Origin of the sequence: Waddlia chondrophila WSU 86-1044 (assembly GCF_000092785.1) — a bacterium.
Taxonomy (GTDB): domain Bacteria; phylum Chlamydiota; class Chlamydiia; order Chlamydiales; family Waddliaceae; genus Waddlia; species Waddlia chondrophila.
This window is the reverse complement of sequence record NC_014225.1, coordinates 510,265-524,608: the sequence shown is the minus strand read 5'-3', so window position 1 is coordinate 524,608 and position 14,344 is coordinate 510,265. Positions and strand designations below refer to the sequence as shown.

The 14,344-nt window shown below is 44.5% G+C and carries 13 protein-coding genes and 1 tRNA gene; 8 read left to right on the top strand and 6 right to left on the bottom strand.

From position 1 onward, the window contains the following. The first annotated feature begins 114 nt into the window (after window positions 1–114). The 3 genes from WCW_RS02280 (at window position 115) to WCW_RS02270 (ending at window position 2,236) form a co-directional block, all read left to right on the top strand. Window positions 115–417 (top strand): hypothetical protein, encoded by a 303-nt coding sequence (locus WCW_RS02280; protein WP_013181573.1) that lies wholly within the window; start codon window positions 115–117, stop codon window positions 415–417. Between the two features lie 253 nt (window positions 418–670). Continuing rightward, window positions 671–1,660 carry a class I SAM-dependent methyltransferase gene (locus WCW_RS02275; RefSeq protein WP_013181572.1) on the top strand — a complete coding sequence of 330 codons (990 nt, stop codon included), beginning with the start codon at window positions 671–673 and terminating at the stop codon, window positions 1,658–1,660. A gap of 108 nt (window positions 1,661–1,768) precedes the next feature. Next, window positions 1,769–2,236, top strand: coding sequence for a GNAT family protein (locus tag WCW_RS02270; RefSeq protein WP_013181571.1), 468 nt, complete (start codon window positions 1,769–1,771; stop codon window positions 2,234–2,236). A 485-nt stretch (window positions 2,237–2,721) separates the two neighbouring features. Here the strand turns inward: WCW_RS02270 and WCW_RS10450 are convergent, their stop codons facing one another. Both WCW_RS10450 and WCW_RS02265 read right to left on the bottom strand, forming a co-directional pair. After that, complete coding sequence (locus WCW_RS10450) at window positions 2,722–2,844, bottom strand: hypothetical protein (RefSeq protein ID WP_265100813.1); 123 nt, start codon at window positions 2,842–2,844, stop codon at window positions 2,722–2,724. Window positions 2,845–2,959: 115 nt separating this feature from the next. After that, window positions 2,960–3,043, bottom strand: a tRNA-Leu gene (locus WCW_RS02265). A 118-nt stretch (window positions 3,044–3,161) separates the two neighbouring features. Between WCW_RS02265 and WCW_RS02260 the strand changes: the two genes are divergently transcribed. The 4 genes from WCW_RS02260 to WCW_RS02245 are packed head-to-tail and all read left to right on the top strand — an operon-like array spanning window position 3,162 to window position 6,621. Continuing rightward, a complete protein-coding gene (locus WCW_RS02260) occupies window positions 3,162–4,094 on the top strand; it encodes a PIG-L family deacetylase (RefSeq protein WP_049767104.1) in 933 nt (310 codons plus the stop codon). Then, window positions 4,021–5,019 carry an arginase gene (locus WCW_RS02255; RefSeq protein WP_013181569.1) on the top strand — a complete coding sequence of 333 codons (999 nt, stop codon included), beginning with the start codon at window positions 4,021–4,023 and terminating at the stop codon, window positions 5,017–5,019. The genes WCW_RS02260 and WCW_RS02255 overlap by 74 nt, the downstream gene beginning before the upstream one ends. 19 nt (window positions 5,020–5,038) lie before the next feature. Then, window positions 5,039–6,277 carry an NO-inducible flavohemoprotein gene (gene hmpA, locus WCW_RS02250; protein ID WP_013181568.1) on the top strand — a complete coding sequence of 413 codons (1,239 nt, stop codon included), beginning with the start codon at window positions 5,039–5,041 and terminating at the stop codon, window positions 6,275–6,277. Further along, on the top strand, window positions 6,274–6,621 hold the full coding sequence (locus WCW_RS02245; protein WP_013181567.1) for a DUF488 domain-containing protein: 348 nt from the start codon (window positions 6,274–6,276) through the stop codon (window positions 6,619–6,621). The genes hmpA and WCW_RS02245 overlap by 4 nt, the downstream gene beginning before the upstream one ends. Here WCW_RS02245 and WCW_RS02240 read toward each other — a convergent pair. The 3 genes from WCW_RS02240 to WCW_RS02230 are packed head-to-tail and all read right to left on the bottom strand — an operon-like array spanning window position 6,613 to window position 9,820. Then, on the bottom strand, window positions 6,613–7,764 hold the full coding sequence (locus tag WCW_RS02240) for a dihydrolipoamide acetyltransferase family protein (protein ID WP_013181566.1): 1,152 nt from the start codon (window positions 7,762–7,764) through the stop codon (window positions 6,613–6,615). The genes WCW_RS02245 and WCW_RS02240 overlap by 9 nt on opposite strands. Then, complete coding sequence (locus WCW_RS02235; RefSeq protein ID WP_013181565.1) at window positions 7,764–8,738, bottom strand: alpha-ketoacid dehydrogenase subunit beta; 975 nt, start codon at window positions 8,736–8,738, stop codon at window positions 7,764–7,766. The genes WCW_RS02240 and WCW_RS02235 overlap by 1 nt, the downstream gene beginning before the upstream one ends. Continuing rightward, window positions 8,738–9,820, bottom strand: coding sequence for a thiamine pyrophosphate-dependent dehydrogenase E1 component subunit alpha (locus tag WCW_RS02230; protein ID WP_041941477.1), 1,083 nt, complete (start codon window positions 9,818–9,820; stop codon window positions 8,738–8,740). Before WCW_RS02230 ends, WCW_RS02235 begins: the two co-directional genes overlap by 1 nt. A 55-nt stretch (window positions 9,821–9,875) precedes the next feature. Here WCW_RS02230 and WCW_RS02225 point away from each other — a divergent pair, with 55 nt between their 5' ends. Then, window positions 9,876–11,066, top strand: coding sequence for a M23 family metallopeptidase (locus WCW_RS02225; protein ID WP_013181564.1), 1,191 nt, complete (start codon window positions 9,876–9,878; stop codon window positions 11,064–11,066). On the opposite strand, the gene icmF is transcribed toward WCW_RS02225, so the two are convergent. Continuing rightward, window positions 11,058–14,156, bottom strand: coding sequence for a fused isobutyryl-CoA mutase/GTPase IcmF (gene icmF / locus WCW_RS02220; RefSeq protein ID WP_013181562.1), 3,099 nt, complete (start codon window positions 14,154–14,156; stop codon window positions 11,058–11,060). The genes WCW_RS02225 and icmF overlap by 9 nt on opposite strands. Between the last annotated feature and the right edge of the window lie 188 nt (window positions 14,157–14,344).

Sequence of the window (14,344 nt, the reverse complement as noted above, 5' to 3'; positions counted from 1 at the left end):
TAACTAACACAACAGCATTATAATCAAGGGCTTGTTTTTGTCAAAACTTTCGTTGCTTTGAGTTTAGGGTAGACTTCTTTTGTTGGTACTATCACAAATTGGAATATTTCTTGTGTGTACAAATTACAGACTGGGCGAGTATCTCCTCTCATTGACGCTCTCACCCGATGTTTAAGAGCCTCTGAAAAGATTGCCGTCTTTGCCACGGTTGTTGACACGAAAAACGATCGAGTAAAAGAAAAAAAACTGGAAGAAAATATTGAATCTATCATCATTAAACTGACTAGCAACGACCTTCAGGAAATTGATGATGCGACAGCGGAGATCCCGATCCAAGGAGCGACCAGAACAACCAGAAGGGATGACCGGTCGCTAAGAGACCTGTTTATACCGAATCAACTTCAAGAATCGTTTTGACAGAGAGTCGCCTTGAATTTGAGCCAGGCAAAGCCGAAGCTATTGCAGCTCAACCTGAATAGGCTTCAGCGATGCAAGCAGATCTCAAAATCAAAGACTAACGATGGCGTCAAAAACCGATTCTTGAAGTTGGTTCGCCATACTGAATCGAACTTTTTAGTTGTCTTTGCATGCCTCAAAGCAGAACACTTAAGCTCTTCCTGAAAATTGGGAAAAAGATGTATCATTATACACTTGGCTTTACTTTAAACATATGAATCAAAACACTTTATTTCTTCCTCTGATTACCGATAACGAGGATAAAAGCTTTCCTCTGAAAAATCGGATTCGCAAAAACTACCGCCATCTGCGCAAATGGGCCAATCGCACAAAGACAAACTGTTTTCGAATCTACGACCGCGATATAAAAGAGTATCCACTTGCCATCGATTTTTATGATGGCCGCTTCTGCGTCCAGTTTTTCTCGTTTGACCACGACAATGACAACGCTCCGGAAGAACTGGTCAAGGAAATCAATGATGTGCTTAACTCTATTTTCGGAACTGCGCCAGGCCTTATCTACTGGCGATCACGCATCAAACGCCGAAAATTCGAGCAATACGAGAAGCAAGCGGAAGAAAAGGATTTTTTTACTGTTCTCGAGTACGGAGCGAAGTTTAAGGTGAATCTTCAAGACTACCTGGATACTGGGTTGTTTCTTGATCATCGGGAAACCCGGCAGATGGCAGCGTCTCTTTCAAAAGGAAAGCGGTTATTAAACTTGTTTTCCTATACAAGTTCCTTTAGCGTCCACGCCGCTCTTGCGGGAGCCGCTTTCACCAAAAGTGTCGACCTCTCAAATACTTACACTGAATGGAGTAAAAATAATTTTATTTTAAACGATATCGCTGCAAAAAATCATCCAATCGTGCGCGCTGACTGTCTAAAGTTTTTGGAAGAAGAGGTGCGCTCCAACAATCGATATGATGTCATTGTCATCGATCCTCCGACCATTTCCCGTTCGAAAAAAATGGGAAAAATGTTCGATGTCCAAAAAGACTATACCTTCCTGATGACAATGGGGTTAAAACTCCTTTCAAAAGAAGGAGTTATCCTGTTCAGCACCAACTCACGCAAGTTTCTCTTTGATTCTTCACTTTTTCCCCACTGCTTCATTCAGGAAATTTCACACAAAACAATTCCTCTTGATTTTCACCAAAAAAAAATTCATCGCTGCTGGAAACTATCTACCTCCTGCATTTAAAAATAACCCCTTTAACAATTTAGCATTTCAAAAAAAATAAAAATAAATATTGAAATAAAATCTATTTTTATTTTAAAATGTTATTTAATTTAAATAATAGCATTCCCGATGTTCACATTAGTCCGTCCTTCAAAAATCACAGCAGAATCAACTGTAGATTCCTGGAAACAGAGCTTTGATTCTAAGAAGAAGAAAAATAAAACTTACGCCAATGCAAGCTCCATTGCCGACCAAATCCTTTCTGCGCTAAGCGAACGGCACGCGTATATTCTTTTTGCGAACCTAGACAATAGGTGCTGCTCAATATTGATCGCCGATGATCTCCCTGATGGCATTCAAATCCGTTTTCTTTTAAGAAACATTTGTGATCCAAATTCAAAAGGATCCGGAACATTTTTGGTTAACCATATACTAAATTTCAAAAAAAATGTGAAAACCGTCGCTCAGAATTCTGAGAAATATTGGCTAAACCTTGGATTCCGAGTCAATAAAGATGATGAAACCCAGCTTACTTATCGTCCGGTTTCGGACACAGAAAACTCAGGCAAACATTCAAAAAAGCACAACAGAAAGTAGTCTTTCAAGTGAAGACCTCCCCTGAATGACTGAACAGTCATCTTACAACTCATACCAACATAATCCGGCAAAGGAAATTGATTAATACATCCACTTCCTGATAGAGTCCGATCAATATACTCTTGAAAAGAGGAAGTCCACGTAATACCATTCTTGTTGTATAAATAACGATCGCGTCTACATGGTTCTTTTGAACGTGTAATAAGAGATACAGGATTATCAAACAGCTATTGCTATTCTTTAATGGCAATAGTAAAAGCGTGAGATAAAGTAGCTAAGTACGGTTTACTGTTGATTGAGCGGTCACGTTAGGTGTGACCTCACAAAGAAGTAGATAGCCTATTTGACTCTTCCACCAATTTGATTGCATAGCTTGTTTCTCTACGCTTTTCGGCTTTGATGGAAGCATCTCGAGAATGTATTTGTCGACTAAGTCTTTGAACTTTCGTTTTCGCGTTTGACTCTCGGGAAAATTTTTTCCTTCTCTAACCGCTGCTTCGACTTTTTGTCCTTAAAAGGCCTCGTTTGCGTGGGCACTCCACGCATTCGCCCCTTACTCGATAAGTCACCTTACCATTAGGATGCACACGCTTATCAATCATTGGCATACACTGTTCCTCCTTAGGTGACCTTTGGAACCTACCGGTCCAAAATTGGTCCTTACCTATTGTTTCTTCCGTTTAGGAGGTTATCGTGTGTAACCTAAATTGCTGTGTGTTAGTTTGCTCGGAGTGGGACTCGAACCCACACGCTCAAAAGAGCAAGGGATTTTAAGTCCCTAGTGTCTACCTATTCCACCATCCGAGCGAACGAGCTAAAGATTACCTCTTTTACTCCTTTATGGTCAATCTCAATGACCATCCTTTCATTTATCTCCCCTTTTGGATATTGTCCACTCATAAACCCATCCCATCTTTGGAAAACAATGAGAAATCTCATTTTCTTTTTTCTTATCACGATTGGATCTCTACAAGCTCATCCAAAAATTCTCTGCGTCGTGGCACACCCGGATGATGAAACTCTTTTTGCCGCCACCGTCTACGCAATCACTCATCACCTGAAAGGCACAGTAGATGTCGTCATGATCACAAACGGAGAAGGAGGCTACAAATACTCTACTCTTGCAGAACCCTATTACAACTTGAAGCTAACTAGAGAAGAAATAGGAAGAGCTGCATTGCCCTCCATCCGGAAACAAGAAGCATTGAACGGCGGAAAAATCATGGGTGTGCGCCACTATTACTTTTTCAACGAAGTAGATCACAGATACACGCTGAATGAGAAGGAAGTCTTTCAGGGAATTTGGAACATCTCCACCATAGAGAACAAACTAGCCAATCTGATGAAATGCCACCGCTATGACGCAGTCTTTACCATGCTTCCAACGCAGCAAACACATGGACATCACAAAGCCGCAACTTTGATCGCTCTCAACGCTGTCCTAAAACTGCCCGAAAAATGCCGACCAGTCATTCTAGCCGCTGCGATCTCAGATGAAGCGAACCCCGCTCAACCTTTTGAAGAACTACCCGGATATCCTCAAACGAAGATGACCCCTACTAAACCGATCGTTTTTTTTAATAAACGAAAGACATTCGGCTTCAAAAACCAGCTTGATTATCAGATCATTGTCAATTGGGTAATCGCAGAACACAAATCGCAAGGCGCCATGCAACAATTGATGAACAAAGGCGATAGAGAAAATTTTTACTTTTTTGCATTAAACAACCTCGATCGCTTACAGTGGATCCAGCAATTGTTCCAAAAACTTGGAGAGGATCATTATGAAAAAGTCCTTTACCCTGATTCTGATTCTTCTCACCACCTGCATTTCTGCCAAGACCATCAAAATTCTTGAAGTTCCCTCCGAAATTGGAGCCGACAAACGAGGCGCCAGCTTAGGACCCAGAGCAATCGAAATTGCAGCAATCAATACAAACAGCGATTTTTTTCATCAACATGCGACAACAAAAATCGAACCTGAAAACCAAGCACTTTACCTAAAACAAACGACTCCATACGCTAAAAACATCAACGCTTTTGCAAAAGTGATGGAAAAAACCTCTACCTCCGTCGCTCAAATCATGCGAGAAAAAAACACCTTCTTAATCGTGATTGCCGGCGACCATAGCACAGCTGCAGGAACCCTGGCAGGAATGAAGAAAGCTTTTCCTAAACAGAGGATAGGCGTTATCTGGATAGACGCTCATGCAGATCTCCATTCCCCCTATACCACTCCTTCAGGAAACCTCCAAAGAATGCCAGTCGCTATTGCTCTAAGCGAAGACAATCATCTGAAAAAAAAGAACAAACCAGATAGCGAAACAATCGTACTATGGGAAAAAATCAAAGAGATCGGCGGACCCAATCGCAATATCCAACCTTCCGATCTTGTCTATTTGACTGTCAGAGATAAAGACCCTCAAGAAGAATTCCTCATGCGAAAATACAATCTGAAAAATTACCCTTTAGAAGATATCCGCGGAAAAGGAATAGAGGAAGTGATCTCAGAAATTCTCCGCAGGCTGCGGCATTGCGACGTCATCTATCTTTCATTCGATGTGAACAGCATGAATTCTCCCATTTCTCAAGGAACAGACACTCCCGCAGCTAATGGCCTCACTAAAAAGGAAGCTGAAAATCTTCTACTGGGCTTTTGCGCTTCTCCAAAGGTCCGCTGCCTCGAATTTGCTGAGGTGAATCCCCTCCTCGATCAACAAAATCAAATGGCTGAAACCATCTTTCACATGATTCATGCAATCTCTCGGGAAGTTGAAAAATAATTTTTTTATGGAGTCTTACATGCTTTCTCAACAAACAATCGATCTTGTTAAATCCACAGTTCCTATTTTACAGGAACAGGGAGAAACTCTGACAAAATATTTTTACAAACGCATGTTCTCTCAAAACCCTGAAGTGGCTCCCTATTTCAACTCTGCCAACCAAACAGAAGGTGCACAGCAGAGGGCTCTGGCTGAAGCCATTTGCACTTACGCAGCTAATATCGACAATTTGAACGCACTGAAAGAAACGCTTGAACAGATCGCTCATAAACATGCATCTCTGATGATCAAACCTCAGCATTATCCAATAGTCGGAGCTAATCTTCTAGCTTCAATCCGTGAAGTACTCGGAGAAGACGCAACAGACGATGTGATTCACGCATGGAGCCATGCTTATGATTTTCTGGCAAATATTCTGACTGGACGGGAAAAGCAGATTTACAACAGCAATGCTAAGAAAACAGGAGGTTGGGAAGGGTTTAGACGCTTCAATGTTGAAAAAAAAGAAGCGGAAAGCAGTGTAATCACATCCTTTTATCTGAAACCTGCAGATGGCAATCCATTGCCTAAATACCTTCCTGGTCAATATATCACTGTGCGCATTCCAACGCCGGACGGATCGACAACCATGCGCAATTACAGCTTGTCAGATAAACCCGGACAAGATCATTTCCGCATCAGCGTTAAAAGAGAAATCGGTATCAGAAGCAATACTCCCAAAGGATATGTTTCTCATAAGCTTCATGATGAAATTAACGTTGGCGATGTTCTTGAAATTGGCCCGCCATGCGGTGAATTCTTCCTGGACGCAGAAAACCATGGAGAACATCCTCTGGTTCTTCTTGCAGCTGGCGTTGGCATTACACCGATACTGAGCATCTTAAAAACAGCTGTTGAAACGATGCCAAAACGTGAGATCGTTTTTATTCACGGCTGCTTAAATGAAAAAGTTCAGGCATTTAAAAGCACAATCGATCAACTGGCAAAAGACCACTCAAAGCTAAAAATTCATTATCGTTACAGCAATCCAGAAACAGAAGGAGTCAAACGAGAAGGAAATTGTTCAACAGGTTTTGTAGATGCAGAGTTAATTGATTCCCTCATACCTGACCGCTATGCAGAGTATTATTTCTGCGGTCCGGAATTCTTTATGATCAACATTTATCAAAATCTTATGGCATGGGGCATCCCCAACTCTCAGCTTCATTTCGAATTCTTTGGTCCCAGACAACAACTCGAACAAATGGCAACAGTATGAAAATTCATCTTCACCGCATCTATGAAGAGGACGGCCCGCATGGATATCGCGTTCTCGTTGACCGCCTATGGCCTCGCGGTATTTCCCGCGAGAAAGCAGACCTGGACGCTCACTGGAAAGAATTGGCACCAAGCGACCACTTACGAAAATGGTTTGGCCACGATCCTGAGAAATGGAAGGGGTTCCGCAAAGAATATTTGTCTGAACTGTCCTTGCTCAAAGAGAGGGCTAAAGAACTGCTGAAAAACATTCCTGGTCATCAACTAGTTCTTTTATACGCTGCTAAAGACAAAAAGCACACACACGCACTGATCCTAAAAGAGTATCTCGAAAAGTTAGAGTAAGTGCGCAGGGTTTTCAATCAACTTCGCAAAATGGTGGGAGATTTTAGAAGCCAAACTGCCATCAATCACTCGATGGTCGAAGCTCCAGGAAAGATCTAAAAGATCGGCAATCTCTACGCCTCCCTGACGTACCACAGGCTGTTTTTGGATGCGGTTGATGGCTAAGATCGCAGACTCTGGAGGATTAATGATCGGAGTCGCCCAAACTCCCCCATTGCCAAATACACCAAAATTACTGATCGTGATCGTCCCCTCTTTCATATCCACAGGCTCGAAAGGCTTCTTATTCTTGAACGCTTCATAAGAACGAACCACCTCTTCAAACGACTTTTCCTCCACGTTTTTCAATACTGGAACAATCAGCCCCTGTTCAGTACTCATGGCGATCCCGATGTTGTGGTGCTTGTGGATCAAAAGCGTTTGCCCGTCCAAAGAGCTATTCAACTCGGGAAATTCACGAATCGTCAAAGATAAAGCCCGAATAAAATAGGGCATGAATGTGACACGCATCCCCTCCTTCTCTCCCTGTTTCTTCACATTGGCATGCAGTTTGAGCAACCTTCCGGCATCCACTTTCTCAAAATAGGAAAAATGCGGGATCAATTTTTTTGATTCCGCCATTTTTCTCGCCATCATCCCACGCACCCCAATCCAAGCGACTTCTTCATCGTCATCCCTGTGAGGAACTCTATCCATCGACTGCTTCAAATCTTCAGCTAATACCCTGCCATCCTTGCCTGTCCCGATCACTTGATTCAAGTCGACTCCCATCTCTTTTGCTATCTTACGCACTGAAGGTGTTGCCAATGCTTTCACTCCTCGCAGCTCCGTTCTCCTCTTCTGCTTCTTCAACGGCACAATTTTAGGGGTTTCTTTTTCAGGCTTGCCACTTACCTCCCCTTCCAACTCGATTTCATAAAGAGGACGGTCCTTAACGGCTATTTCACCTGCTTGCAAATACTGTTTGGATAAGATGCCGGGATGGGGCGCCGGAAGCTCGACTGTGGCCTTATCAGTCATGACAACGACGACAGGCTCGTCCTGCTCTAGCTCATCGCCCACTCTTTTAAGCCACTCAACCACTTCTCCTTCAACGACTCCTTCGCCAATATCCGGCAATGTGACAGTAAACATCTGCGGCATCAGTACTCCAGTGTGTCAATCACCGCCTGCCTGACTTTGTAGGCATCCGGAAGATATTCATGTTCAAGCGTATGTGGGAAAGGCGTATCGAGACCACAGCATCTTTCAACCGGAGCTTCGAGGGATAAAAAACATTTTTCCATAATCGTTGCAGCAATCTCCGCTGCAAAACTCATTGTTTTAGGCGCTTCGTCAGCCACCACGCAGCGCCCTGTCTTTTGCACAGAAGCAACAATCGCAGGCTCATCCAAAGGATTCAACGTACGCAAGTTGAGCACCTCAACATCGATTCCCTCTTGCGCAAGTTCCTCAGCAGCGGCCATGTTCTGATGGTGCTGCGCTCCCCAACCAATGAGCGTGATGTCTTTCCCCTGCCGCGCCAAATCCGCTTTGCCTATAGGAATCGTATAACGCTCTAAAGGCACCTCTTCTTTGACTGACCGATAAATCCGCTTAGGTTCGAAAAAAAGCACAGGATCATTGCATTCAATGGCAGCTGTCAGTAAACCTTTTGCATCATAAGGTCCCGACACGCAAATCACAATCAAGCCTGGCGTATGTAAAAACTGAGCTGCCGGCGACTGGGAGTGGTAATGCCCTCCATGAATTCCTCCTCCACACGGCGTACGGATCACTACTGGTGCAGAGTACTGATTCGCCGTCCGGTACCGCATTTTAGCCATCTCGTTGACAATTTGATCATACGCCGGAAAAATATAATCGGCGAATTGAATTTCGCAGATCGGCTTCAAACCATTTTGTGCAATACCGATGGCAAATCCAACGATTCCCTGTTCTGCAAGCGGAGTATCAAAAACACGCTCCTCGCCAAATTTTTCCTGCAATCCTTCTGTGACACGAAAAACGCCTCCAAAAGCGCCTGCATCCTCGCCAAATGAAATCAACCGCTCATCGCGAGCAAATTCCTCGTGCAGCGTATGATTAAGCGATTGGATGATCGTCATTTCCGGCATCACTGTCTTCCTGGGAAAAAACGTTTGAGTTCCTGTAATTGTTCGCGCAAACGAGGTGTCGGCGCAAAATATACATCCTGAATCAATGTCTCCAAAGAAGGAGGAAGCACCTCTTTTGCTGCGGCAATCGCCGCATCCACTTCTTGTTTTATCTTTTTCTGCAACTTCTTCTCTTCCTCTTCATTCCATAACTTTTTCTTTTCCAAGTAGCGCTTCAACCTCAAAATGGGACACCTCTTCTCCCACTTCCTACACTCTTTATCATCCCGATAGCGAGAAGGATCATCCGAAGTGGAGTGCGCCCCCATGCGGTACGTCATCGCTTCGATCAACACAGGCCCTTTTCCCTGAATACACTCTTTGCGCGCGTTTAAAACTGTTTCATAAACAGCAAAAAAATCGTTGCCGTCTACACGGTAAGTTGTGATGCCATGCCCAATCCCCTCCGGAGCAACGCCTTCGGAGCCAAACTGCTTTGAAGTCGGCGTAGAAATCGCATAGCCATTATTGCGGCAAAAGAAAATTACAGGTGCTTTTCTAACAGCAGCAAAGGTAAGGCCAACATGAAAATCCCCTTCTGAAGACGCCCCTTCGCCAAAATAGCAAATCGCAACGTTTTTCTCTTTTTTCACCCTCATTGCGTAAGCAGAACCTGCCGCATGGGGAATTTTCGTTCCGATTGGCGATGAGACGGTGACGATGTTGAGCTCCCTTGAACCGAAGTGATTAGGCATCTGCCTTCCCAAGATGATATCTTTAGCGTTGCAAAACATGTGGTTGACATAGTCCTCCACGCTCATTCCGCGCCAAAAGACAATCCCTGCTTCGCGATACTGCGGGTACATCCAGTCAGAAGCTTTCAATGCAGCAGCACTGGCAACTGCACAACACTCTTCCCCCTTGGAGCTCATCGCAAAAGAGATCACACCCTGCCTCTGCAAAGTGATCATCCGTTCATCATTGTGCCGTGTCAGACACATGATGCGATAACCTTTCAACAAGCTCTTTTCCGGAATTTTAGTCTTGCAAGAGCTTGAGAGTTTTCCTTCTGCGCTTAAGTAAGCAATCGTTGGTATCTTCATAGACTTTTGTTTACCCTCTTGCAAATTAAAATTCAATTTCACTATTCTGACAACAATGAATAAGAGCTGGATATTTTTACTTTGCGCCTCCTTAAGCTTGGCCAGCTGCCAAGACAGAAAGGAAAACTGTTCTAAACACAACGAAGATCAATTCACCCCCATCCTGGCTGAAATTTTCGAACCAACCCCTCCCTTCCCCGGAACAGACAATAAATACCACCTCCTTTACGGGCTTCGTCTGACAAATGCAGGAAACCTTCCTGCTCAACTGGAATCTATCGAAGTCTTGGATGGCTGCGAAGGAAAAGTTGTACAAGCTTTTTCAGGAAACGATCTGCTCAGCAATTTAGCCCACCTCAACGCAACGCCGGCTGAGTCCGGCAACTTCGATATCGATTCCTCAAGAATATTTTTCGTAAAGCTGGCATTTGATCAAAAAGAAAAGATCCCCGGCTCACTTAAGCACCGCCTGAAGCTTAAGGGCTCTGCAGGACCGGGAAGCAAATCGCAATCATCGCTGACTTATGAAGCAGGATCTTTCTGCGTCTGCAAAAAAGACCTCCCAGCGCTTGCTCTTCCCTTGAGAGGTAAAGGATGGATCGTGTTCAATGGATGCTGCTCGTCTGCAGGAGCCCACCAAAATTCATTGCTGCCCGTCAATGGCACTTTATACAATGCTCAACGGTATGCGATCGATTTCATGAAGCTAGACGACAAGGGGACTTTGTACAGCGGAGACCCCTCCGTTCCTTCCAACTGGCACTGCTACAATGAAAAAGTCTACGCGGTTGAGGACGGCTTAGTCATCAGTGTACTGGAAGGATTGGAAGACCAGCCCCCCGGCGCTTTACCCGATCCCAACTCAATCACACTAAAAACAGTGACCGGAAACCATATTATTCTCAAGCTCAGCTCAGGTGTGTACGCTTTCTACGCCCATCTTAAGAAGGGAAGCATTCGAGTAAAAGAAGGCAATTCAGTATCCAAAGGAGATGAGATTGCTAGAGTAGGCAACTCTGGCAACACGTCAGCTCCTCATCTGCATCTGCATTTGATGGATGCACCTTCTCCCATAGGCTCAAATCCTGTCGCTTACACTTACGATCGTTTCAAGCTCGCCGGCTTGATTGAGGAAAATAGTTTTTATGAACATGAAAATTTGGACGCTCTCCAAGTGATCACCATTCCGGATGAATGGCGGAACCATCAACTGCCTCTCGATCTCAATATTTTAGAATCAGATTGATCGGCGGTATTGACCGCCGCACTCATACAGGAGACGGGTAATCTGCCCCAATGAGCAGTATTTAACTGTTTCCATCAACTCTGCAAAAATGTTTTCCCCAGAAAGTGCGGTATGCCTCAAGCGTTCAAGAGCTTCCGCATTCCGATCACCAGCCCGCTCTATAAATTTCTGTGTTCTTTCAATTTGCGACTGTTTTTCCTCTTCAGTCGCGCGAATCACCTCCATATGCTCATAGTCCGGCTGGCCTGCTTCCGAGGTAAACGTATTGACGCCAATAATCGGCAGTTCACCCGACTCTTTCATCAGTTCATACTTCATCGATTCACTCTGAATACGGTGCCGCTGATACTGTTTCTCCATCGCTCCCAGAACACCTCCTCTTCGAGAAAGAGAATCAAACTCCTCCATCACGGCTTCCTCGACAAGGTCGGTCAGTTCTTCAATAAAATACGATCCTTGGATAGCATTCTCGCACTTAGTCGTCCCATATTCCCGATTGAGGATCATTTGAATCGCCATTGCCCGCCGCACCGATTCCTCTGTCGGAGTGGTGATCGCCTCATCATAAGCATTAGTATGCAGGCTATTACAATTGTCATTAACCGCATAAAGCGCCTGTAGTGTGGTACGGATATCGTTAAAAGCAATCTCTTGCGCGTGCAGGCTGCGGCCGGATGTCTGAATGTGGTATTTCAATTTGCAGCTGCGCTCATTCCCTCCATACCGCTCTCGCATCGCAATCGCCCAAATACGTCTGGCCACGCGCCCGATCACAGAGTATTCAGGATCCATTCCCATACTGAAGAAAAAAGAGAGGTTGGGAGCAAAATCATCGATTTTCATTCCTCTTGATAAGTAGTACTCAACGAGAGTGAACCCGTTGGCCAAAGTGAAAGCCAGTTGAGAAATAGGATTAGCACCTGCCTCTGCAATATGATAACCGCTGATGCTGACAGAATAGAAATTTCTGACATTGTGGTCGATGAAGTACTCTTGGATATCTCCCATCATCTTCAACGCAAATTTAGAGGAGAAAATACAAGTGTTTTGTGCCTGCTCCTCTTTTAGAATATCAGCTTGCACAGTTCCTCGAACAACTTGCAAAACTCTTTCCTTAACTTTCTCATATGGCTCTTGACCCTGCTTTTCCATTTCGAAATCAATGGCCGTGTTCAAAAACATCGCCAAAATCATTGGAGCAGGGCCGTTGATCGTCAGAGACACGGATGTCAAGGGATCGATCAGATTAAACCCCTTGTACAACGCTTTCATATCGTCCAAAGTCGCAATGTTCACGCCGCTGTTGCCGATTTTCCCGTAGACATCCGGTCGATTGCGCGGATCTTCACCGTATAAAGTCACAGAATCAAACGCTGTGCTCAAACGGTGCGCTTGATCATTGCGCGTCAAATAATGGAACCGCTTGTTCGTCCTCTCAGGCGCCCCCTCGCCTGCAAACTGCCGCTTTGGCTCCTCCTCTACATTTTTCAAAGGAAAGACTCCCGCGGTATACGGAAAATGTCCAGGAAGATTTTCTTTTCGCATAAAATTCAGAATATCTCCCCAATCGCGATATTTAGGAAGGGCTATGCGAGAGATAAAGAGGCCGGAAAGAGATTTTGAAAACAAAGGTCTTTTAATCGTCTTGCCCCGCACCTCGTATCCTAGTTCTTCCTCACGATACTTGGTTTGAAGTTGACGGTACTGTTCCAAGAGTTCTTGGTTGTCCGCTCCAAGCTCCTTTTCCAACTTCTCCGCATCTCTTCCGGTTGTTCTTAGCTTGTAAATCTCAGAGGCGATCTCCCCTTTCTGCTTTGTTTCTCTATGGTAGTTGCGCAAAGCAGAGGCAATTTTTCCGAGATAGAAGGTCTTTTCGGAAGGGATAATCGCAAAGGTGTAAGAATTATTCAGCTCCCGAGTTTTTTCCAAATCAAGCTCTTGATTTCCCGTAGATGTCAGAAGTCCTTTTTCCTTTAATATCTGCATCAGTCGGATAAATAAACGCGTCACACCAGGGTTATTAAAGTCAGATGCTATAGTGCCGAATACAGGCAGTTTGTCGCGATTTTTCTCAGTCACCCGCACCCCTCGCGAGTCGGCGTATGCATGCAGTACATCTTCAAAAGCGCCTTCAGACCCCATTCGATCGAACTTGTTAAGAACGATCACATCGGCATAATCGAGCATATCGATCTTCTCCAGCTGCGTCGAAGCGCCATATTCACTGGTCATCACATAAAGGCAAAAGTCTGCTAAATCAACAATCTCAGCATCTCCTTGCCCGATCCCCGTTGTCTCCAAAATGATTAGATCGAATCCGGAACGTTTCATCAGCTCCAACGCGTTTTTGGCAACGCTGCTCATCTCTGTTCCTGATCCTCGCGTTGCCATCGAACGGAGGAATACTCTTTCGTTATAAATGGAGTTCATACGTATGCGGTCGCCGAGCAGGGCTCCGCCTGTTTTCCTTTTTGTTGGATCAAAGGCAAGCACACCTACTCGGCCGGAAGGTGTCGAATAGAGATAACGTAGGATTAATTCATCCATCAAGGAGCTTTTACCCGCTCCCCCTGGACCTGTCAATCCTATCACAACTGCCTGAACATCTTTTTTGGGCACCGAAACGGACTCACCCAATTCAATGCGGGTCAAAGCTTTGGCAAGCGTATCTGCCTCCCTTTTTTTTGGCTTCATGCGGGAAATAGCATCCTTGATGATTCCTCTCAGACCCAGCTTTTGTCCGTCTTCAGGATGATAGAGGCGCGTGATTCCTTCACTCTCCAGCTGTTTGATCTCGCTGGGAAGAATCGTTCCTCCACCTCCACCAAAAATTGCGATCTCCTCCCCTCCTTCCTCGTTTAGCCGTTGTCTGAGATAGCGGAAATACTCCATATGCCCCCCTTGATAGGAGCTGACACAGACAGCATTAACATCTTCTTCGATCGCTGTCTTGACAAGTTCTTCCACGCTTCGGTTGTGGCCGATATGGATCACTTCCAGTCCTGCTTTTTGAAAAAGGCGGCGGAATACATTGATTGCAGCATCATGGCCGTCATAAAGGGATGAAGCTGTTAAAATTCGGTAAATCATAAATCTATCCAGATATTGCTACTTGTGCAGATTTTTTTCTTTTTGAGAGATTTTTTCCGACCGCTTCTCTTTGAAGCTTTGCAAGAAGCGAGCGGAAAAGAGAAGCCAAAAAGAAGAGAAAAATCTCAAATTTGAGTATAATGATCGGTATAACATAAAATTTAAATATTATACTAAATAGAGGAAAA